The organism is Escherichia sp. MOD1-EC4550 (genome assembly GCF_963876935.1).
Taxonomy (GTDB): domain Bacteria; phylum Pseudomonadota; class Gammaproteobacteria; order Enterobacterales; family Enterobacteriaceae; genus Escherichia; species Escherichia coli_F.
In genome coordinates this window covers 326,310-347,165 of the sequence record NZ_CAWNSE010000001.1, presented here as the reverse complement: position 1 = coordinate 347,165, position 20,856 = coordinate 326,310, and the positions used below count along the sequence as shown (strand labels likewise).

The 20,856-nt window shown below is 51.3% G+C and carries 19 protein-coding genes; 5 read left to right on the top strand and 14 right to left on the bottom strand.

Annotated features, from left to right (window positions below):
* Window positions 1–13 precede the first annotated feature (13 nt).
* From menH to AACU19_RS01580, 5 genes are all read right to left on the bottom strand, one after another.
* Window positions 14–772: a 2-succinyl-6-hydroxy-2,4-cyclohexadiene-1-carboxylate synthase gene (menH, locus tag AACU19_RS01600; protein WP_032184688.1), complete on the bottom strand. Its 759-nt coding sequence runs from the start codon at window positions 770–772 to the stop codon at window positions 14–16.
* Window positions 769–2,439, bottom strand: coding sequence for a 2-succinyl-5-enolpyruvyl-6-hydroxy-3-cyclohexene-1-carboxylic-acid synthase (menD, locus tag AACU19_RS01595; RefSeq protein WP_001354789.1), 1,671 nt, complete (start codon window positions 2,437–2,439; stop codon window positions 769–771). The genes menH and menD overlap by 4 nt, the downstream gene beginning before the upstream one ends.
* Before the next feature lie 85 nt (window positions 2,440–2,524).
* Window positions 2,525–3,823 carry an isochorismate synthase MenF gene (gene menF / locus AACU19_RS01590; protein WP_105277989.1) on the bottom strand — a complete coding sequence of 433 codons (1,299 nt, stop codon included), beginning with the start codon at window positions 3,821–3,823 and terminating at the stop codon, window positions 2,525–2,527.
* Window positions 3,824–3,901: 78 nt separating this feature from the next.
* A complete protein-coding gene (elaB, locus tag AACU19_RS01585; RefSeq protein ID WP_000070621.1) occupies window positions 3,902–4,207 on the bottom strand; it encodes a stress response protein ElaB in 306 nt (101 codons plus the stop codon).
* Between the two features lie 54 nt (window positions 4,208–4,261).
* Complete coding sequence (locus AACU19_RS01580; RefSeq protein ID WP_032303441.1) at window positions 4,262–4,723, bottom strand: GNAT family N-acetyltransferase; 462 nt, start codon at window positions 4,721–4,723, stop codon at window positions 4,262–4,264.
* 64 nt (window positions 4,724–4,787) lie between these two features.
* Between AACU19_RS01580 and rbn the strand changes: the two genes are divergently transcribed.
* From rbn to AACU19_RS01555, 5 genes are all read left to right on the top strand, one after another.
* Complete coding sequence (gene rbn, locus AACU19_RS01575) at window positions 4,788–5,705, top strand: ribonuclease BN (RefSeq protein WP_001353072.1); 918 nt, start codon at window positions 4,788–4,790, stop codon at window positions 5,703–5,705.
* 186 nt (window positions 5,706–5,891) lie between these two features.
* A complete protein-coding gene (locus tag AACU19_RS01570; RefSeq protein WP_105277988.1) occupies window positions 5,892–7,115 on the top strand; it encodes an ElaD/SseL family deubiquitinase in 1,224 nt (407 codons plus the stop codon).
* 389 nt (window positions 7,116–7,504) lie between these two features.
* Window positions 7,505–8,479 carry a M28 family metallopeptidase gene (locus tag AACU19_RS01565; RefSeq protein WP_105277987.1) on the top strand — a complete coding sequence of 325 codons (975 nt, stop codon included), beginning with the start codon at window positions 7,505–7,507 and terminating at the stop codon, window positions 8,477–8,479.
* A 99-nt stretch (window positions 8,480–8,578) separates the two neighbouring features.
* Entirely contained in the window at window positions 8,579–9,082 is a 504-nt protein-coding gene (locus AACU19_RS01560) for a YfbM family protein (RefSeq protein WP_000525343.1), read from the top strand.
* Window positions 9,083–9,233: 151 nt separating this feature from the next.
* A complete protein-coding gene (locus AACU19_RS01555; RefSeq protein WP_000768413.1) occupies window positions 9,234–9,809 on the top strand; it encodes a hypothetical protein in 576 nt (191 codons plus the stop codon).
* On the opposite strand, the gene AACU19_RS01550 is transcribed toward AACU19_RS01555, so the two are convergent.
* The 9 genes from AACU19_RS01550 to nuoG all read right to left on the bottom strand — a co-directional run bounded on the left by AACU19_RS01550 (window position 9,804) and on the right by nuoG (window position 20,847).
* Complete coding sequence (locus AACU19_RS01550; RefSeq protein WP_000455116.1) at window positions 9,804–10,520, bottom strand: hypothetical protein; 717 nt, start codon at window positions 10,518–10,520, stop codon at window positions 9,804–9,806. The genes AACU19_RS01555 and AACU19_RS01550 overlap by 6 nt on opposite strands.
* 142 nt (window positions 10,521–10,662) lie before the next feature.
* Entirely contained in the window at window positions 10,663–12,120 is a 1,458-nt protein-coding gene (nuoN, locus tag AACU19_RS01545) for an NADH-quinone oxidoreductase subunit NuoN (protein ID WP_000156701.1), read from the bottom strand.
* A 6-nt stretch (window positions 12,121–12,126) separates the two neighbouring features.
* Window positions 12,127–13,656: an NADH-quinone oxidoreductase subunit M gene (gene nuoM / locus AACU19_RS01540; RefSeq protein ID WP_105277986.1), complete on the bottom strand. Its 1,530-nt coding sequence runs from the start codon at window positions 13,654–13,656 to the stop codon at window positions 12,127–12,129.
* Window positions 13,657–13,886: 230 nt separating this feature from the next.
* A complete protein-coding gene (gene nuoL / locus AACU19_RS01535) occupies window positions 13,887–15,728 on the bottom strand; it encodes an NADH-quinone oxidoreductase subunit L (protein ID WP_105277985.1) in 1,842 nt (613 codons plus the stop codon).
* The gene (gene nuoK, locus AACU19_RS01530; RefSeq protein ID WP_000612644.1) at window positions 15,725–16,027 is read right to left on the bottom strand and encodes an NADH-quinone oxidoreductase subunit NuoK; all 303 of its coding nucleotides are present in this window, start codon (window positions 16,025–16,027) and stop codon (window positions 15,725–15,727) included. The genes nuoL and nuoK overlap by 4 nt, the downstream gene beginning before the upstream one ends.
* Entirely contained in the window at window positions 16,024–16,578 is a 555-nt protein-coding gene (gene nuoJ / locus AACU19_RS01525) for an NADH-quinone oxidoreductase subunit J (RefSeq protein ID WP_000393511.1), read from the bottom strand. Before nuoJ ends, nuoK begins: the two co-directional genes overlap by 4 nt.
* Window positions 16,579–16,589: 11 nt before the next feature.
* Window positions 16,590–17,132, bottom strand: coding sequence for an NADH-quinone oxidoreductase subunit NuoI (nuoI, locus tag AACU19_RS01520; RefSeq protein WP_000172749.1), 543 nt, complete (start codon window positions 17,130–17,132; stop codon window positions 16,590–16,592).
* A 14-nt stretch (window positions 17,133–17,146) separates the two neighbouring features.
* Window positions 17,147–18,124, bottom strand: coding sequence for an NADH-quinone oxidoreductase subunit NuoH (nuoH, locus tag AACU19_RS01515; RefSeq protein WP_000118507.1), 978 nt, complete (start codon window positions 18,122–18,124; stop codon window positions 17,147–17,149).
* Complete coding sequence (gene nuoG / locus AACU19_RS01510; RefSeq protein ID WP_001296257.1) at window positions 18,121–20,847, bottom strand: NADH-quinone oxidoreductase subunit NuoG; 2,727 nt, start codon at window positions 20,845–20,847, stop codon at window positions 18,121–18,123. Before nuoG ends, nuoH begins: the two co-directional genes overlap by 4 nt.
* Between the last annotated feature and the right edge of the window lie 9 nt (window positions 20,848–20,856).

Here is a 20,856-nt window from a genome sequence, read left to right as displayed (position 1 = left end):
TTGTGTCCTTTAGTCAGAAACGCAAGATCTGCGCCAGACTTGCGATTACGCCAGCGGGATTTTCCCGGTGCGCGTTATGTCCGGCGCGAGGAATGACATGGCAGTCGGCAGCCAGTTCCGCCGCCAGAGCGCGGAATTTGCTGTCACGTTCACCACATAAATAATAAAACGCAAATGTGCGGGCGCTAAGGTTAGCACGTAAATCAGGCTGGACGGCGAGAGAAGTGGCCTCCAGCATCGCGGCAAGGGTTGCGCCGTTATTGTGGCTACGCAGCGCCACCAGCTCCCGGCGTTGATCGTCATTGAGCGAGGCAAAGACAGGCTGTTGATACCAGTCGGCAAATACCGCCGTTAATGGTTCTGTGCGAAAACGCTGCGCCCATTGGCGATCGGAAAGCAGACGTTCCGTGCGTTGTTCAGCACTTTGCAATCCCGGATGACCGCCTTCGATCATAACCCCACTCAGCCCCGTCATCCCCTGGCAAGCCGCCATCATCGCCACCCGTCCGCCGAGCGAGTACCCCACCAACCAGAAGTTAAGGATGTTGTAACTAACCAGGGTTTTACGCAGTAAGTCGGTGACATCATCAAACCCATCGACGCTAATTGCCGCCGAACCACCGTGACCTGGGAGATCAACATACAACCGCGAGTAGTCTGCAAACGCCTCGCCCACTTCTTGCCATTCATGGCAATCGCCGGAAAAACCGTGCAAAAACACCAGCCAGGGTAAACCTGGTTTGCCGTGTTTTGCCTGCGCGTGCAGGATCATAAATGGCTTACCTGCGCCAGCAGTTGCTGGAGGGTTTGCGCACCATCGGTGTCGTTAACCACCATTTCAATTACCGTGGTGGTCGGCGTGCGCCAGGCGTCGGCAAGTGCCGTTTCAAGTTCCTGCCAGTTTTGCGGACGATGATATTTCAGCTCGAACATCGCGGCGGCGTGCTCAAAATGGACGTTTTGCGGCATCAGATAGAAACGCTCACGCTCGCTTTTCGGTGTCGGCAGCAGCGAGAAAATTTGCCCGCCGTTGTTGTTCACCACAATTAATACCAGCGGCGCGGAAACCTGGCGCAATAGCGCCAGCGCGTTGAGATCGTAAAGTGCTGAGAGATCGCCCACAATCGCCAGCGTCGGTTTGCCACTAGCCCGCTGAACGCCTGCGGCAGTAGAAAGCAGCCCGTCAATACCGCTGGCCCCACGATTGCTGTACACCGGGTAACCTGCCGGAAGTTGCGAAAGCGCATCAATCAGACGTACCACCAGGCTGTTGCCAACAAACAGTTGCCCCTGTTCCGGCAAATAGTCGCTGATGCGATGCGCCAGTTGCGCTTCGCCAAACGCATCGCGACGGGCAATAACCGCCTGCATTGCCTGTTCCGCCAGGCGCGGGATTTCAACGCACCAGGGCTGGCGTTTTTCTGCCGGATGCAGCTCCAGCCAGTCGGCAATATTGGCAATTAAGCGGCGTCCGCGATGGTGTGCCGGATCAAGTCGCCCTTCAATGTCATCAACAATCCAGTACTCTTCTGGTTCACAGCTTGCCTGCCATTGCAGGAGCCGTTTGCCCGTCAGGCTGCTGCCCAGTTGCACCACAATCTGCGCCTGTTGCAGTTCGCTTGTCGCTTTGGCATTGCCTAACCAGAGATCGGCACACGGCAGCGGCTGCCCGGTTTGCGACAGGACGTCGCCAATCAGCGGCCAGCCAAGAGTTTGCGCCCACAGAGCAACTTTTTTGCCCTCTTCCGCACTCATGCGACCAGCAACCACCACGCCGCGCTTTTGTCGCCAGAAGAACCAGTCACGCTGTTTTTCACTTTCCAGACGAGGCGCTTCACGCAGCCACGGTTTATCGTCCTGCCACCAGTCGCCAAGACGCTGTTGCCAACTAAGCCCGGTGTCGTCCATCTCGCCATATAGCGGTTCAGCAAACGGGCAGTTGATATGGACTCCTCCAGCATGAAGCGTACCGAGAGCATGGTCGATAGTAGAGACCAGCCAACGGGCAGAAATATCCTGCGTCGGGCGCGGCAGTGAAATGCTATGCGTAGGATGAGAGGCGAACATTCCCGGTTGACGAATCGCCTGATTCGCGCCGCAGTCAATGAGCTCCGGCGGGCGATCGGCGGTTAGCAGGATCAGTTTTTCTCCGGTTAACCCAGCTTCAATCAATGCCGGATAGAGATTCGCAACCGCCGTACCGGAGGTCACTATCACCGCCACCGGCTGCTTGCTGACTTTCGCCAGCCCCAGCGCCAGATGCCCCAGTCCACGCTCATCAAAATGGGTGTGGTGAATGAATGCGGAATTCTCCGCTGCCGCTAACGTTAACGGTGTAGAACGCGAGCCAGGGGCGATACAAATGTGTCTGACGCCGTGACGCGTTAATGCTTCCAGAATGACCGCCGCCCAGCGTCGGTTAAATGCGCTTACTGACATGAGTTTGTCCGGTATCAATATTGCGGCTAAGTATAAGGAGCTACAAAAATAGATTATTGATATGAATCGGTAATGATGCGACTCATTACTCTTCCATTTGTAATAAAGTACGCAGCCCTGCCGCTTTGTTGTCGATTTCCTGCCACTCTTGCTCGGGGTCGGAGCCACGGACAATGCCCGCGCCAGCATATAACCGCACGACATTGCCGCTAATTTTTGCTGAGCGCAGGGAAACGCAGAATTCGCTTTGTTGTAACGAAAGATAGCCCGCGGAACCGGCATACCATTCACGGGTGAACGGTTCGTGACGGGCGATAAACTGCCGCGCCAGGTCACGCGGTAAGCCCGCAACCGCGGCCGTTGGCTGCAACTGATGTAAACAGATCACATCATCCGCTTTGTTGAGTGAAGTCCAGATACAGCGGCGCAGATGCTGCACTTTACGCAGACGCAGTACCTGCGGCGGTAAAACATCCAGCGTCTGGGTATCGGCCTGCAATCGTTGGCAAATATCTTCCACCACCAGCATGTTCTCGCGCTGGTTTTTATCATCCGCCATCAGCCACTCGCCCAACTGCTGCGCCTGCTTATCATCAGGATGATTTGCTACCGTTCCCGCCAGCGCTTCAGTACGCAGCGCTTTGGCACGCCGCCGCCATAGCCGCTCAGGAGACGACCCCAGAAACGCGGTCTCGCCATCAAAGGCCATAAAGAAATGATAGCAGTTCAGATTGAGCCGACGGCTGGCTGCCATCATCGCCGCTGCGTTAACCGGGCTTGCAAAATGCAGGTCGGTCGCCCGTGCAAGAACGACTTTGTCGAGTTCACCTTCGGTGATGGTTTTCGTTGCCAGTTCGATTAATTGCGTCCAGCCCGTTTTGTCCGGCCAGTGTTGTTCTCGCGTGGTGGTTAAATGTAACCCTGGCAGGGACTTGATACTCACCAGTGTGGCGATAAATTCTTTTGCCTTTATCGCATCGTGCTGAAGGGAGCTTTCGCTGAATAGCGTCAGTCGCAGCGTGGCTTTACCGCCACAGCGTCGCCATTCCAGTCGTGGTAAAAGTAAATTGCCCTGCGACGGGTCAAACGCATTCAGCCCCCAGATGCGTAAGTCGGCATGTTCCGGGTGCTGGCGAAGAAAACGTTGTGCCTGGTCCAACGACGTAAAACAGGTAATCGCGCCCAGGACGGCAGCTTCTTCATCACCATTACGTTGTTGCCAGTAGAATTGCGGATACGTTTGCTGACTGGCCAGCCAGCTTAAGGCATCAAAAGCATCTTTGAGAGGGAAAGGAGTATCAATAACCCGAATGCCGGGTGTCGCTGGAATCTCTTGCGACAAAAGGCGCAGTAGATTTTCCAGCGCCGTAGTGAGTGATTGCACGCGGACCTCTCCCTGTTAAAAGCCTCACATTATACGGGGTACTACAAAAAAAATGCAGTACCCCGGTGTAGGGAGGTTTTAACGGCGTGCCAGCAACAGTCCTAATACCAGCCCAACGGCCGCGCCCACCCCAATTCCTTGCCAGGGTTTTTCGTGGACGTAGTCATCAGCACGATAAACAGCCTGCTTCGCCCGATAGTAATAACTGTCTGAAGCCTGGCTAACCCGTTTTTTCACATCATCCAGCGCTTTTTCTGCACGCGCTTTCAGCTCAACATATTTCTGATCGGCGGGATCGCCAGAGGAGCGGAGCACCTCTTCCAGTGTTTCACTAAGCAGCGTCAGGTCGTCATCGATACGTGTATCACCAAACTGATTAGACATTCTCGTTCTCCATTTGCGTAAAACCTGTCACTAACTATAGACAATGGTTATTGATTACGCCTGAATTACCTCGCGTGCCATCCCAATGTGTGGGATACCATCTTCTTCATAGACCTCCGTCACAGGGATAAAGCCAAAACTTTGGTAGAAGTTTTGCAGATGCGCCTGCGCCCCGAGGTAAACAGGTTTATCAGGCCAGTGACGCGTACATGTTTCGAGTGTTTTACTCATCAGCTGCTGCCCCACTTTTTCGCCACGCAACGCTTCACTGACAATCACCCGACCTATAACGACCGGCTCAAGATCATCATCACTTTTCAGAATCCTCGCATACGCCACCAGTTCATCATTTTTCCAACCGAGAATATGGCGATTATCCCCCGTCAAATCATCACCATCGATATCCTGATAAAGGCAATTCTGCTCGACAACAAACACCGCGCAACGCAGTTGTAATAAGGCATAAAGCTGGGAAACCGATAATTCAGAGTGATGCAGATCTTGCCATTCAATCATAATGCTCTCCTTTTAGATGTATGCCTTATACTAGCCGGAATATTTTTTGAAACGTGATGAACTCATGGAATTAATTTTTTTAGGTACTTCAGCCGGTGTGCCAACCCGTACGCGCAATGTCACGGCAATATTGCTTAACCTGCAACATCCGACCCGGAGCGGTCTTTGGTTGTTTGACTGTGGTGAAGGCACCCAGCATCAGCTACTGCATACCGCCTTTAACCCTGGAAAACTGGACAAGATTTTTATCAGTCACCTTCATGGCGATCATCTCTTTGGTTTACCCGGCTTGCTGTGCAGTCGTTCTATGTCTGGTATTGTCCAACCCTTAACGATTTATGGTCCGCAAGGTCTCCGTGAATTTGTGGAGACTGCGCTGCGGATTAGCGGCTCATGGACCGATTATCCGCTGGAAATTGTCGAAATTGGCGCTGGCGAAATTCTCGATGATGGCCTGCGCAAAGTGACCGCTTATCCGATGGAGCATCCACTGGAATGTTATGGCTATCGTATTGAAGAACATGATAAACCGGGTGCATTAAATGCCCAGGCATTAAAAGCTGCTGGCGTGCCGCCTGGCCCACTGTTTCAGGCATTAAAAGCGGGCAAAACAATCACGCTGGAAGACGGAAGGCAGATTAACGGCGCAGATTACTTAGCCGCTCCAGTGCCAGGTAAAGCGCTCGCTATTTTCGGTGATACCGGCCCCTGCGATGCCGCACTTGACCTGGCTAAAGGCGTCGATGTCATGGTACACGAAGCGACGCTGGATATAACCATGGAAGCCAAAGCCAATAGTCGCGGCCACAGCTCTACACGCCAGGCTGCGACACTGGCCCGTGAGGCTGGAGTCGGTAAGCTAATCATTACCCACGTCAGCTCGCGCTATGATGACAAAGGTTGTCAGCACCTGTTACGTGAATGTCGGTCAATTTTCCCGGCGACTGAACTGGCGCATGATTTCACCGTGTTTAACGTTTAACTCTGCTTCCTACTAAAACAGGGCGAAACTTGCCCTGTTATCGCAACCCGCGCCACATATATCCACCCACACGGGCATATTGAGCGATTTTTGATATTTATTCATCTCCGCACGCACTATATTCAGAGCAATAAGTTGCCTCTTTTTATCTTCATTCAGCACAATCTTTGCAACTAAAAGGAGCCTATGATGGTTACAGTTGTCAGCAATTATTGTCAATTATCTCAAGCCCAACTCTGTCAGACATTTGCAGAAAAATTTACTGTGACCGAGGAATTACTGCAGTCTTTAAAAAAAACAGCGTTATCCGGAGATGAAGAAAGCATTGAGTTACTGCATAATATTGCGTTAGGTTATGATGAATTTGGAAAAAAAGCTGAAGATATTCTTTACCATATTGTTAGAAACCCAACAAATGAAACCCTATCGATTATCCGACTTATCAAAAATGCCTGTTTAAAATTATATAATTTGGCACATACCGCAACCAACTCCCCCCTTAAACCAGCTGGTCCGGATAATTCAGATGATCTCCTGTTCAAAAAGCTATTCTCCCCGTCAAAATTAATGACAATTATCGGTGATGATATTCCTCTTATGTCTGAAAAACAGTCGCTTTCAAAGGTACTTTTAAATGATAAGAATAATGAACTGAGCGATGGCACAAACTTCTGGGATAAAAATCGTCAATTAACCACGGATGAAATAGATTGCTATCTTCAGAAGATCGCCGCTAATGCAAAAAATACTCAAGTCAATTATCCTACTGGTCTCTACCTCCCCGATTCCAACAGCACTTACCTGGAAATCGCTCTCAATGATAATATTAAGAGCGATCCATCATGGCCGAAAGAAGTCCAGTTATTCCCCATAAATACTGGCGGACACTGGATATTAGTTTCGCTACAAAAAATAGTTAATGAAAAAAATAACACACAACAAATAAAATGCGTCATATTCAACTCATTACGTGCACTAGGCCATGATAAAGAAAATTCACTTAAGCGTGTCATTAATAGTTTCAATTCTAAATTCATGGGAGAAATGCCGAATAATAAGAATATAACAGATCATTTAACTGAACAAGAGATAACATTTTTACATGCCGATCTTCAGCAATACTTAAGCCAAAGTTGCGGTGCATTTGTGTGCATGGCAGCCAAACAAGTAATTGAACAAAGGGAAAGCAATTCCGACAGCGCTCCCTATACGTTATTAAAAAACTATGCTGACAGATTTAAAAAATATTCAGCAGAAGAGCAGTACGAAATTGATTTTCAACATCGACTGACAAACAGAAATTGTTATTTAGATAAATATGGCGATGCAAATATCAATCATTATTATAGAAACTTAGAAATAAAATATTCACAACCCAAAAATAGAGCATCAGGAAAAAGAGTAAGTTAACATCATTGTTAATTAATTCGACCAGTCAGTAAATATGCTGACTGGTCGAACATAGTTTGCTAAAAAGTCATCACTGACTGATGCCAGTCACACCATCCACCAGTTCAATCTGCGGGTATTTCCAGCGTATCGCGGCACGCGATTGCTGGTCTGTTGATGTAGTGGATTGTTATTGCTGTCTTTTCTTACCCTCAGATTTCTGCACCCTGTCAATTCAATCTACCAATAAATAACATAATTATTTTTTATTTCTCATATGAATTCCTTTTTAAAATAGCGAACCCACTGAAAAAATACTTTTTGTATATTCCTACCAACCGTAATAAAATAAACGCTCATAACTCATTATAAATAATAATGAAATAACGCCATTTATTGATAATTTACATATAAAAAAAATAACACCTCTTTGTTTTATATCATTACTACTATCACTTCCTTTTATTATTTTTTATCAACCTTGGGTCAATGCATTACCGCCAACGCCCCGACACGCAAGTCCTGAGCAATTAGAAAAAACAGTTCGTTATCTTACACAAACTGTGCATCCACGTAGTGCCGACAATATTGATAATCTGAAAAGGTCCGCAGAGTATATAAAAGAGGTCTTTATCAGTAGCGGTGCCAGAGTTACCGCGCAGGACGTCCCCATTACGGATGGCCCCTACAAAAATATTGTAGCTGATTATGGTCCTGCCAATGGACCGCTGATTATTATTGGTGCGCACTATGACTCTGTCAGCAGTTATGAAAACGATCAATTGACCTATACGCCGGGCGCGGATGATAACGCCAGCGGCGTGGCAGGATTACTCGAACTGGCACGTTTGTTACAGCAGCAAGCACCGAAAACTGGCGTGCAGCTGGTCGCCTATGCGTCGGAAGAACCGCCCTTCTTTCGTAGCGATGAAATGGGGAGCGCGGTACATGCAGCTTCGCTTGAGCGTCCAGTTAGATTAATGATAGCGCTGGAGATGATTGGCTATTACGACTCTGCGCCTGGTAGTCAGGATTACCCTTACCCGGCAATGTCCTGGCTTTATCCCGATCGGGGAGACTTTATTGCCGTGGTCGGCAGAATGCAGGATATCAACGCCGTTCGTCAGCTAAAAGCGGCATTGTTGTCATCTCAGGATTTATCTGTTTATTCTATGAATGCCCCAGGGTTTATTCCCGGCATTGATTTCTCTGACCACCTTAATTATTGGCAACACGATATTCCCGCCGTAATGATTACCGACACCGCTTTTTATCGTAATAAACAATACCACTTGCCCGGTGATACCGCAGACAGATTGAATTATCAGAAAATGGCTCAGGTCGTGGATGGCGTTATCACCTTGTTATACAACAGTAAACAATAAAATTTTCTCGAGGCGGGTCCAGAAAAAACAACATGCGCATTTTATTTTTCCTCATCTGTTTTAAGATGCGAAACATGAAATTCAACGGAGGAAAAATAAATGGGAATGATTGGCTATTTTGCGGAAATCGACTCAGAAAAGATTAACCAACTGCTTGAGTCAGCTGAAAAACCTTTAATGGACAATATTCATGACACGCTTTCAGGATTACGCCGACTGGATATTGATAAACGCTGGGATTTTTTACATTTTGGCCTGACAGGCACCTCTGCGTTCGATCCAGCGAAGAATGATCCGTTGAGTCGTGCCGTGCTTGGTGAACACAGCCTCGAAGATGGCATAGATGGTTTCCTGGGGTTGACCTGGAATCAGGAGTTAGCTGCGACAATCGACCGCCTGGAAGCTCTTGACCGAAATGTGCTGCGTAAACAGTTTTCCATTCAGCGACTCAATGAAATGGAGATTTATCCGGGAGTAACCTTTTCAGAAGAGTTAGAGGGGCAACTCTTTGCATCCATCATGCTTGATATGGAAAAACTAATTAGCGCTTATCGGCGTATACTGCGACAGGGGAATCATGCGCTGACGGTTATTGTTGGGTGATTCAGCTGGTAGCACAATGGAAAGTGGATGTCTGGAAGTTTAAATGAAGCATTCGTATTAAAAGCTGGATATAATGCAAAAATATTTTATCCAGCTTACGAATGATTTAGCTTCGTTTCAACCTGTAGTATAAGGCTTTAAGGTTATTGTAATGAAATTGAAAAAAGCATTGGACTACACATTTCTGGTTAACAAATTAAAAGCTCAAGGAATTATATTCTATGCAGGTTTGAGTGAGACCGAGATTACTGCCATTGAGCAAACTTTTAGTTTCCGCTTTCCACTCGATTGTAAAGCATTTTTGCATAATGCTTTGCCAACGACTGAAGGTTTTATTCACTGGCGGCAAACTCTGCACTCTGGAAAAATGGAACGCGAGGTGAAACAGACATTAAAAATTCCTTTAGATGGTATATTATACGATGTTATGAAAAACAATTTTTGGCTTGATATATGGGGAGAAAAACTACTTAATTTAGATTCACGTAAAGATCATTTTGATAAAATCTCAAACCAATGCCCAGTTTTGATTCTTTTATATAAGCATCGATATATGTCTACATCTTCGTATACTGGTGGTAATCCCGTGTATTCAATATATAACAGCGATATCATCTGTGCTGGCAACGATCTGTCATCCTGGATAAAAACGGAATTCAACCTGTCATTACCTGGAAATTATCAGGCAGATAAAAAGCCTGTTCAATTTTGGGATAATTTTTTATAAATCGTGTCCGTTGTGGCGACGTGGGAAAATCTCAATATTATCCTTTACAAATTGCAGTAATATAGCGTCGGCTTCACTATCCAGTTGTTCACAGTGCTTCATAAATTTTTTAAATTTATCATCTTTAATGATGTTATTATGGTCTTTGCCTTGTACTCTTAACTCATCATAACGATTTCTCGCCACAACAATAACTTCAGCCATTTCATCTAAGCCTACTACCTGTAATTGTTGGGGGACATTTTCTATCTCATAATATAACGCACTATCCAGCCCTTCCCATCCCCAATAGTTACGCCATTCACATACCAGCATAAAGGCTTGTAATTGTGGAGGTAGCGACTGGAATGCCTTAAAACCAAACCAGAATTGGCATGTCAGATTCCATTCATATGCTATTGCTAATTCTATGTTACTTAAAGCATCTCCGGTATCCTTATTTTTACGCAAAATCAATTCCGTCAGTGTATAGCGCTGTTCATCAATACGCCGTAGAGCTTCTGCAATATCATAGTTTGTCTCCAGCAGAACAGTCTCTGCTTCCTGATGACTGACGTCTGCTTTTGCCGTCAATATATTGATTTGATCAATATGAAACAACTTAATGGCTTCATCAACATCACCACCCGTCTTCTCTAACAAACGCCTGGCAGCCTGGATACCGACAGGTACGTTCTCCCGAAGTGTGCGAATCTCACTTAACCATTCCATTGGTTTTCCTTGTGTATTGTATTAGGAAGTGAATCATTATACTTCGACGCAGATAAAGATTTATATGTTCTTTTTATTAGCAACAATTAACACCATAAAAAAACCGCCGAAATCGGCGGTTTTTTTACATCAACACTCAACCTTACATCAGCGGCATTGCTAACCGAACAATGCTAATCAGCGGTTGCGGCCATACACCCAGCACCAGTACCAACAGTGCAGAGATCAGCACCACGATACCACCCGCGCTGTACTGCCAGTTTGACGGTGCGTCGCGACCCGGTTGCTCTGGGGCGTGCAGGTATAAGCTCACCGCTACGCGCAGGTAGTAGTAGAGGCCAATTGCCGAACCGACAACCACGGCACCCACCAGCCACCACAGGTGTGCCTGGACACCGACCGCCAGCACGTAGAACTTACCGATAAAGCCCAGCGTCATCGGTATACCGGCCAGTGACAGCATCATCACCGTCATCACTGCCGCGAGGATCGGACGATGCCAGAACAGACCACGGTAAGAGAACAGGGAATCAGCATCCGGACCACGGTACGGGCTGGACATCAGGCTGACTACGCCAAATGCGCCGAGGCTGCTGAACAGATAACCGGCCAGGTAAACCCCTACCGCTTCCATCGACATCTCGCCAGTTTGCAGCGCAATCAGCGCCACCAGCAGATAGCCGAGGTGAGAGATAGATGAGTAACCGAGCAGACGTTTGATATTGGTCTGGCTCAGCGCCATCAGGTTACCGAAGATGATAGAGGCAAAGGCGATAATCGCCAGCACCACGCGAATCGCTTCACTGTCACCCACCGGAGCGTAAAGGAACAGACGCATCACCACGCCGAAGATAGCGATTTTGCTCGCCGTCGCCAGGAAAGTGGAAACCGGCGCAGGCGCGCCCTGGTATACGTCTGGCGTCCACAGGTGGAACGGCACCAGAGAGAGTTTGAAGCCAAGGCCAACAATCATCAGGCCGAAACCTGCCAGCAACAGCGGCTCGTTGAGCATACCGTCGCCGAGGTTTTTACCCAGCGCGACAAACGACAGGTCGCCAGACTGCGCATACACCAGCGCCATACCGAACAGCAGGAAAGAAGACGCTGCGGCAGAAAGGATAGTGTATTTGATACTGGCTTCCAGCGAACGTTTCTGGCGGAAAGCGTAACCGACCAGGCCAAACAGCGGCAAAGAGATCAGTTCAATACCGAGGAACAGAGACGCCAGATGGTTGGCATTCGCCAGCAGGATCCCGCCCAGAGCGGCAATTAACACCAACAGGTAGAACTCGTCCTTGTTGTCGTTATAGCCTTCAAGCCACGGGTAGGCGAAAGTACAGGTGGCGAGGCTCGCCAACAATACAAGCCCAGTGTAAAGCATGGCGAAACCATCAACGCGCATCAGCGGCGTAACGTCCATAGCGCCCGCCTGGCCGACAAACCAGAGCGAAACCAGCGCCGCGTTAAGCCCAATAACCGAGAGCGTAGCGTTGAGGAAATGATTGCGTCGCCACGCAATGGAGAGCATCACAACCACCACCGTCAAGCCGACGATCAGCAACGGTAGCAGTGCGATCAGGTTTTGTGGAGTTATTGTCATGGCGATTTACGGCCTTGTAGTAGTAACGGAATTAACAAACCACTGCTGGATATTGCCAATCGCGGAATGCGAGGTATCCAGAATCGGCTGCGGATAGAAGCCCAGCAGTACCAGCAGCACCACCAGCAACAGGATCATAAACAGCTCACGCAGCGACATCCCTGGCAGTTCCTGGCTGGCAATCTGGCTTTTCGCTTTACCGAAGTAAGCGCGATGAAGCATCGCCAGCGAATAAACAGAAGCAAAGACCAGCCCGAAGGTAGAGATAACGGTAATCATCGGGACAACCTGGAAGCTGCCGAACAGGATCATAAATTCGCCGACGAAGTTACCGGTGCCTGGCATCCCAAGCGTTGCCACTGCAAAGAACAGCGACAGTGCTGGCAGCCATTTCATTTTGCTCCACAGACCGCCCATCATGCGCATATCGCGGGTGTGGATACGTTCATAAAGCTGACCGCAGAGAATAAACAGACCCGCCGCCGACAAGCCGTGAGCAATCATCTGAATGACCGCACCCTGGTAGGCTAACTGGCTGCCGGTGTAGATAGCAATCAGCACGAAGCCCATGTGGGAAACCGAGGTGTAGGCGATCAGACGTTTGATATCGGTCTGGGCGAAGGCCATCCACGCACCGTAGAAGATGCCGATAACACCCAGCCACATAGCGATTGGTGCAAACTCTGCCGACGCGTTCGGGAACAGCGGCAGGGAGAAACGCAGCAAACCGTAAGCGGCAGTTTTCAGCAAGATCCCCGCGAGGTCAACGGAACCGGCGGTCGGAGCCTGGGAGTGCGCATCCGGCAGCCAGCCATGCAGCGGAACCACCGGCATTTTCACTGCGAAGGCGATGAAGAAGCCCAGCATCAGCAGGTATTCCACGCCGTTAGACATCGGCGTATTCAGCAGCTCTTCATAATTGAAGGTCCAGACGCCGGTCGCATTGTAGTGAACAAAAACCAGCGCCAGGATAGCAATCAACATCACCAGACCACTCGCCTGGGTGTAAATGAAGAACTTAGTTGCCGCCGTGATACGCGTTTTACCGTCAGAAGCTTTATGCCCCCACAGTGCGATCAGGAAGTACATCGGCACCAGCATCATTTCCCAGAAGAAGAAGAACAGGAACATGTCGATGGCAAGGAACACGCCGATAACGCCGCCCAGGATCCACATCAGGTTGAGGTGGAAGAAGCCCTGATATTTTTCGATCTCTTTCCACGAACAAAGTACCGCCAGCACGCCGAGCAGACCGGTCAGCACGACCATCAGCAGCGACAGACCATCAATGGCGAGATGAATAGAGATACCAAAACGCGGGATCCACGGCATGTCGAATTCAGACTGCCACTGCGGAATTCCGGCAGATTGCGTCAGTGAATAACCGCCCTGCAACCACAGTTGCAGCGACAGCGCCAGCGTCAATCCCATGGTGATCAGCGCGATCCAGCGTGGCACCTTGACGCCAAAGCGTTCGGTCTGCCAGCACAGGAAGCCGCCAATAAAGGGGATTAGTATTAACCAGGGTAATAACATAGCTAAGTATGTCCCTTATATTTACTCCTGCTCAGGCTATCTCACTCGCCAGCCCGAATCCCGGCAGTGCTCGCAATCCTCACGTACTTAAGTACGCTCCGGTTGCTGTGCGCTGGCGGTATCCGGTCTGACTTCGCCGATGACGCCTGTACTTCAGGAACAGTTACCTAAAATTTATTCTTAGTTCACAGACCCGGCGCAACGCCGGGTATATTCACTCAGCCAACAACTCAACGCAGTACCATCAACAGTGCCAGCACCACGACCGCACCGATGCTCATAGATGCCACATACCAGCGCAGGTAGCCGTTCTCACTGAACAGCAGACCTTTACCCGCAAAGCGCGAGAGAACCGCCGGGATGTTCATCATTGAGTTCAGCGGATCGCGTTTCAGCAACCAGGCAATACCCAGGAACGGCTTGACGAACACTTTGTCGTACAGCCAGTCAAAGCCCCAGGCGTTGTACCACCAGGTACCCAGCAGACGGCCCGGCGCACTGTTGGCGATGGAGGTCACCAGAGTACGTTTACCCAGCCACAGCCAGGCTGCCAGCAGAATACCAACCACCGCGATCACGCCAGAGGTAATTTCCAGGGTCAACATGCTGCCGTGCGCCAGTTCCGTAGTTTGCGGAAGCACGCCCTGCAGCGGCGGTACAATCAGTGCGCCAACGAAGGTGGAAAGGATCAGCAGCACAATCAGCGGCAGGCTGTGAGTAATCCCTTTCACGGCGTGAGCGTGAATTTGTTCTTTCCCGTGGAAGACGATGAAAATCATACGGAAGGTGTAGAGCGAGGTCATAAACGCACCGACCAGACCTGCCACCATCAGATTGATATGACCATTCGCCATCGCACCGGCGAGGATCTCATCCTTACTGAAGAAGCCCGCAGTAACCAGCGGCAGTGCCGACAGTGCTGCACCACCCACCAGGAAGCAGAGATAAACCAGCGGAATAGATTTACGCAGACCGCCCATCTTGAAGATGTTCTGTTCGTGATGGCAGGCCAGAATGACGGAACCGGATGCCAGGAACAGCAGCGCTTTAAAGAACGCGTGGGTCATCAAGTGGAAAATCGCCGCATCCCATGCCTGTACGCCAAGCGCAAGGAACATGTAGCCAATCTGGCTCATGGTGGAGTAAGCGAGAACACGTTTGATGTCGGTCTGTACCAGCGCGGCAAAACCGGCCAGCAGCAACGTCACTGCCCCGACAATACCAACCAGATGCAGAACTTCTGGCGTCATCAGGAACAGGCCGTGGGTACGGGCGATCAGGTAGACACCAGCGGTTACCATCGTTGCGGCGTGGATCAGCGCGGAGACAGGCGTCGGGCCCGCCATCGCGTCGGCAAGCCATGTCTGCAACGGTAGCTGCGCAGATTTACCAACCGCACCGCCCAGCAGCATCAGCGTCGCCCACATCAGCATGTTATTGCCGTCAGCAAAGTGCGCGGGTGCCAGTTCCACCATTTCACGGAAGTTCAGGGTGCCCAGTTCGTTGTAGAGAATGAACAGCGCGAAAGCGAGGAACACGTCACCCACACGGGTCACGACAAACGCTTTCATTGCCGCTGCGCCATTCTTCGGATCGGTGTAATAGAAACCGATCAACAGATAGGAGCACAGGCCCACGCCTTCCCAGCCGAGGTACATCAGCAGCAGGTTGTCGGCAAGAACCAGAACCACCATGCTGGCGATGAACAGGTTGGTGTAGGCGAAGAAGCGAGAGTAGCCCTCTTCACCACGCATATACCAGGAGGCGTACATGTGAATAAGGAAACCGACACCGGTGACCACCGAGAGCATGGTCAGCGACAGGCCGTCCAGCACCAGATTGAAACCGATGTTAAAGTCGCCTACCGACATCCATGTCCACAGCGGCTGGCTATATGCCTGCTCGCCGTTAGCGAAGAAGTCAACGCCGATAAAGGCGGTTACCAGCGCCGCCAGGCCCACAGAGCCTACGCCCACGATCGCCGAGACGTTTTCAGACCAGCGCCCACGGGAGAACGCCAGCAGGACGAAGCCAATCAATGGCAAAATAATGGTTAAGGCAAGCATGTTCATCCGCGCATCTCACTTACTGAATCGATGTTCAGGTTCTGGCGACGACGGTGAAGTTGCAGCAGCAGCGCAAGGCCGATACTCGCTTCCGCCGCCGCGAGGCTGATGGCGAGAATGTACATCACCTGACCGTCGGTCTGACCCCAGTAGCTTCCGGCGACCACAAAGGCCAGCGCAGAGGCGTTAATCATGATTTCCAGACCAATCAGCATAAAGAGCAGATTGCGACGGATAACCAGACCGGTTAAGCCAAGAACGAACAAGATTGCCGCGAGGATCAGTCCATGTTGTAAGGGGATCATGCGTGCTCCTCCGTTTTTCTTTTCGCGCTGTCGTCTTTACGATTGCTCAGCACTTCACCCGCACGCTCTTCACGACCGACGTGGAAGGCCACAACCAGACCAGCCAGCAGCAGCATAGAAGCCAGTTCCACCGCCAGTACGTAAGGCCCGAACAGCGTAATACCCACTGCTTTAGCACTGATTGGCGTACCGTCGATACCCTGATCGTTAACACCGAGAATGGCGTAAACAATCACCACCAGCATGATGGCTGACAAAATTGCCGGACCAATCCACACCTGCGGTTTCAGCCACTGGCGTTCCTGTTCGATTTCCGAACCGCCCAGGTTGAGCATCATCACCACGAACACGAACAGCACCATAATGGCACCCGCGTAGACGATAATTTCCAGCGCACCGGCGAAGTAAGCGCCCAGTGAGAAGAACACCCCGGAAATCGCCAGCAGCGAAATAATCAGGTACAGCAATGCGTGTACCGGATTGGTATGGGTGATCACTCGCAAGGTCGCAAGTATGGCTATCAGGCCACAGATATAAAAAGCGAACTCCATTGCCCCTCTCCTTACGGTAACAGGCTCTTGACGTCGATAGGCTTGGCTTCGTTCTCTGCTTCGCCCTTATCTTTGCCGTCGATTGCCATACCTGCCATCCGGTAGAAGTTATATTCCGGGTATTTGCCCGGACCGGAGATCAGCAGATCCTCTTTCTCATAAACCAGATCCTGGCGCTTGTATTCCCCCATTTCGAAATCCGGGGTTAACTGAATCGCCGTGGTCGGACAGGCTTCTTCGCACAAACCACAGAAAATGCAGCGTGAGAAGTTGATGCGGAAAAATTCCGGATACCAGCGACCGTCTTTGGTTTCTGCTTTTTGCAGCGAGATACAGCCGACCGGGCAGGCTACCGCGCAGAGGTTACAGGCTACGCAACGCTCTTCGCCGTCCGGGTCGCGGGTCAGAACGATGCGACCACGATAACGGGGCGGCAGATAGACCGGCTCTTCCGGGTACATTCGCGTTTCGCGTTTGGCGAACGCGTGCAGGCCGATCATCCAGATACTACGAACCTGGGTGCCGAAACCTACTAACAATTCTTTTAAGGTCATGGTCTTAGTGCCCCTTATTGCGCCTGCCAGAGAATGACAGCCGCCGTTACCAGCAAGTTGATCAGCGTCAGCGGCAGGCAGATTTTCCAGCCGAAGGACATTACCTGGTCATAACGCGGACGCGGTAACGACGCACGAATCAAAATGAACATCATCATAAAGAACGCGGTTTTCAGCGCGAACCAGATGAATGGCGGTAACAACGGGCCTTGCCAGCCACCGAAGAACAGCGTCACCATCAATGCGGAGATGGTCACAATCCCGATGTATTCGCCCACGAAGAACAGACCGAACTTCATGCCGGAATATTCAATGTGGTAACCATCCGCCAGTTCCTGCTCGGCTTCCGGCTGGTCAAACGGGTGACGGTGACACACCGCCACGCCCGCGATGGCAAAGGTAATAAAACCAAAGAATTGCGGGATGACGTTCCACACGTGCGCCTGGCTGTTAACGATGTCGGTCATGTTGAATGAACCGGCCTGCGCCACCACGCCCATCAGGGAAAGCCCGAGGAACACTTCGTAGCTCAGGGTCTGCGCAGAAGCACGCATCGCACCCAGCAGCGAGTATTTGTTGTTACTTGACCAGCCCGCAAACAGCACCGCGTAAACCGCCAGACCTGCCATCATCAGGAAGAACAAAATCCCGATGTTCAGGTCGGCAACCACCCAACCCGGACTGACTGGCACAATCGCAAAGGCCAGCAGCAGCGAGGTAAAGGCAATCATCGGTGCCAGGGTAAAGATGACGCGATCCGAGAATTTCGGGATCCAGTCTTCTTTAAAGAACATTTTGATCATGTCCGCGACCAGCTGGAGCGAACCGCCCCAGCCAACACGGTTAGGTCCGTAACGGTTCTGGAACAGACCCAGCAGGCGACGTTCGCCAAAGCTCATGAATGCCCCGCAGGTGACAACCACCAGCAGGATCACCACCGCTTTGAGGATGGTCAGCAGGATCTCAATCAGTTCCGGTGATATCCAACTCATTGTTGTGCCTCCTTGAGATCCTCAAGATGCGCGCCAGCCAGCACCGGAGCAATGCCGGACATGCCCATCGGCAAGCCCACCTGCCCTGCCGTCAGTCCTTCGGCGATTTCAACCGGCAGCGTGACCGTGTTGCCATCGTAACTAAAGGAGACGCGTGTACCCGCGTTCACCCCCAACTTCGCGGCATCCGCGGGGTTGAGTTTGATGTACGGCTGCGGCATACGGCTCTGGAAGACCGGAGCACGCTGTGACAATTCATCGCTGCCAAACAAGTGGTAGTACGGCGCGATACGCCATTTCCCGTCCTGCGGTTGGAAGCGTGCCGGTACGCTGGTGAAGTAATCCAGACCGTTTTCGCTGGTTTCAAACAGACGCACGCCCGGATCGCCAAAGCGCAGTTTGCCGCCCACTTCGTCCTGGAATTTGTTCCACGCCTGCGGGGAGTTCCAGCCCGGCGCCCAGGCAAACGGCACTTGCGAACGGTGCGCGGTCGGCTGGTTGTTACCTTCCATCGAGAAGGTGAACATGGTGTCAATATCCTGCGGCTGACGCGGCTCATGAACGCTGATGTTGGCGCGCATGGCGGTACGACCGCTGTAACGGTGCGGCTCACGGGCCAGTTTCTGCCCACGAATACGGAATGTCGCATCCGGCGCAGCATCTTTGATACCTGCCAGTTCCGGGATTTTCGCCACAACAGCGTCAATCACATGGTCGAGCTGCGTCCAGTCCACTTCACGGCTCAGCAGGGTGCTGTGCAGCGAGTGCAGCCAGCGCCAGCTTTCCAGCATCACAGTTTTGCTGTCGTAATAAGCCGGATCGTAAACCTGGAAGAAACGTTGGGCGCGGCCTTCGTTGTTGATCACCGTACCGTCGCTTTCAGCAAAGCTGGCGGCGGAAAGCACCAGATGGGCGTTTTCCATGATCGCCGTACGTTGATGGTCAACCACCATCACCAGCGGCGCTTTCGCCAGCGCAGCATTCACGCGGGTAGCGGAAGCGTGACGATGCAGATCGTTCTCCAGCACCACCACCGCGTCGGCGCGTCCTGTTTCCAGTTCGGTCAACGCTTCTTCAAGCGAACCGCCGCCCATAATGCCCAACCCCATGCTGTTGACAGAGCGGGCAATCATGGTGATACCGACGTCAGCGCCGCGACCTTTCAGGGCTTTCGCGACGTTAGCCGCAGCCTGAATCACTTCAGCGCTACCAGCGTTCGTCCCGGAGATAATTAACGGTTTCTTCGCACCAGCCAGTGCCTGCACGATGACGTCGATTTTGCTTTGCAGCTCAGGTTCGATACCGTCAACCGCTGGTGCAGAGTTATCCAGCGCATGGGCGATGGCAAAACCTAAACGCGCCTGATCTTCAACCGGTGCGCGGTAAGTCCACGCCGCGATATCATCCAGACGGGTGTCATCAACGTTAGTCACAAACAGCGGATGCTTCGCACGTTGACCGATGTTGAGGATTGCCGCAATCTGCCAGTCAGCCACTTTCTGTGCTGCTGCCATTTCGCGCGCTTTACCTTTCACCGCCTGACGCACTGCCAGCGCGACGCGCGCGCCGGTCTGGGTAACGTCTTCGCCCAGCACCAGTACCGCATCGTAAGATTCGATTTCGCGCAGAGCCGGAGTATAAATGCCGCCTTCACGCAGTACTTTCAGCGCCAGTTGCAGACGTTCCTGCTCACCGTGAGCGATACCGGTGTAGAAGTTTTCTTCGCCCACCAGCTCACGCAGCGCAAAGTTACTTTCCACGCTGGCGCGCGGAGAACCAATACCGATCACTTTCTTCGACTGACGCAGAATATCTGCCGCGCCCTGCATTGCCTGTTCGGCGTTGAGGGTAATGAAATCATCGCCACGACGCTGTACTGGCTGACGCGGACGATCTTTCAGATTGACGTAGCCGTAACCGAAACGACCACGGTCGCAGAGGAAGTAGTGGTTTACCGTACCGTTGTAACGGTTTTCGATACGACGTAGTTCGCCGTAACGCTCGCCGGGGCTGATGTTACAGCCGATGGAACATTGCTGGCAGATGCTCGGCGCAAACTGCATATCCCATTTACGGTTGTAACGCTCGGAGTGCGTTTTGTCGGTAAATACGCCGGTCGGGCAAATTTCGACCAGGTTACCGGAAAATTCGCTTTCCAGCGTGCCGTCTTCCGGGCGACCGAAGTAGACGTTGTCGTGCGCGCCATAAACGCCCAGATCTGTACCGTCAGCGTAATCTTTGTAGTAACGCACGCAACGGTAGCAGGCGATGCAGCGGTTCATTTCGTGAGAGATGAACGGCCCCAAATCCTGATTACGGTGGGTACGTTTGGTGAAACGGTAGCGACGGAAGCTGTGTCCGGTCATCACGGTCATATCCTGAAGATGGCAGTTACCGCCTTCTTCACATACCGGACAGTCGTGCGGGTGGTTGGTCATTAACCACTCGACCACACTTTCACGGAACTGTTTCGCTTCTTCGTCGTCAATGGAAATAAAGGTGCCATCGGAAGCCGGTGTCATACAGGACATCACCAGGCGACCACGCGTGTCTTCCGCGTTTTGGTATTGCTTCACCGCACACTGGCGGCAAGCACCGACGCTTCCCAGCGCCGGATGCCAGCAAAAGTAAGGAATATCAAGGCCCAGAGACAGACAAGCTTCCAGCAGGTTGTCCGCTCCGTTAACCTCGTATTCTTTGCCGTCTACATGAATTGTAGCCATTAGCATGCT

What these genes read in the sequence shown, in the direction of transcription:
- AACU19_RS01570 (WP_105277988.1), top strand. Translation starts at nt 5,892, where the DNA reads ATGATGGTTACAGTTGTCAGCAATTATTGTCAATTATCTCAAGCCCAA.
- AACU19_RS01580 (WP_032303441.1), bottom strand. Translation starts at nt 4,723, where the DNA reads ATGATTGAATGGCAAGATCTGCATCACTCTGAATTATCGGTTTCCCAG.
- nuoM (WP_105277986.1), bottom strand. Translation starts at nt 13,656, where the DNA reads ATGTTATTACCCTGGTTAATACTAATCCCCTTTATTGGCGGCTTCCTG.
- nuoL (WP_105277985.1), bottom strand. Translation starts at nt 15,728, where the DNA reads ATGAACATGCTTGCCTTAACCATTATTTTGCCATTGATTGGCTTCGTC.
- AACU19_RS01560 (WP_000525343.1), top strand. Translation starts at nt 8,579, where the DNA reads ATGGGAATGATTGGCTATTTTGCGGAAATCGACTCAGAAAAGATTAAC.
- nuoI (WP_000172749.1), bottom strand. Translation starts at nt 17,132, where the DNA reads ATGACCTTAAAAGAATTGTTAGTAGGTTTCGGCACCCAGGTTCGTAGT.
- menD (WP_001354789.1), bottom strand. Translation starts at nt 2,439, where the DNA reads ATGTCAGTAAGCGCATTTAACCGACGCTGGGCGGCGGTCATTCTGGAA.
- nuoJ (WP_000393511.1), bottom strand. Translation starts at nt 16,578, where the DNA reads ATGGAGTTCGCTTTTTATATCTGTGGCCTGATAGCCATACTTGCGACC.
- menH (WP_032184688.1), bottom strand. Translation starts at nt 772, where the DNA reads ATGATCCTGCACGCGCAGGCAAAACACGGCAAACCAGGTTTACCCTGG.
- AACU19_RS01550 (WP_000455116.1), bottom strand. Translation starts at nt 10,520, where the DNA reads ATGGAATGGTTAAGTGAGATTCGCACACTTCGGGAGAACGTACCTGTC.
- nuoK (WP_000612644.1), bottom strand. Translation starts at nt 16,027, where the DNA reads ATGATCCCCTTACAACATGGACTGATCCTCGCGGCAATCTTGTTCGTT.
- nuoN (WP_000156701.1), bottom strand. Translation starts at nt 12,120, where the DNA reads ATGACAATAACTCCACAAAACCTGATCGCACTGCTACCGTTGCTGATC.
- rbn (WP_001353072.1), top strand. Translation starts at nt 4,788, where the DNA reads ATGGAATTAATTTTTTTAGGTACTTCAGCCGGTGTGCCAACCCGTACG.
- nuoG (WP_001296257.1), bottom strand. Translation starts at nt 20,847, where the DNA reads ATGGCTACAATTCATGTAGACGGCAAAGAATACGAGGTTAACGGAGCG.
- nuoH (WP_000118507.1), bottom strand. Translation starts at nt 18,124, where the DNA reads ATGAGTTGGATATCACCGGAACTGATTGAGATCCTGCTGACCATCCTC.
- elaB (WP_000070621.1), bottom strand. Translation starts at nt 4,207, where the DNA reads ATGTCTAATCAGTTTGGTGATACACGTATCGATGACGACCTGACGCTG.
- AACU19_RS01555 (WP_000768413.1), top strand. Translation starts at nt 9,234, where the DNA reads ATGAAATTGAAAAAAGCATTGGACTACACATTTCTGGTTAACAAATTA.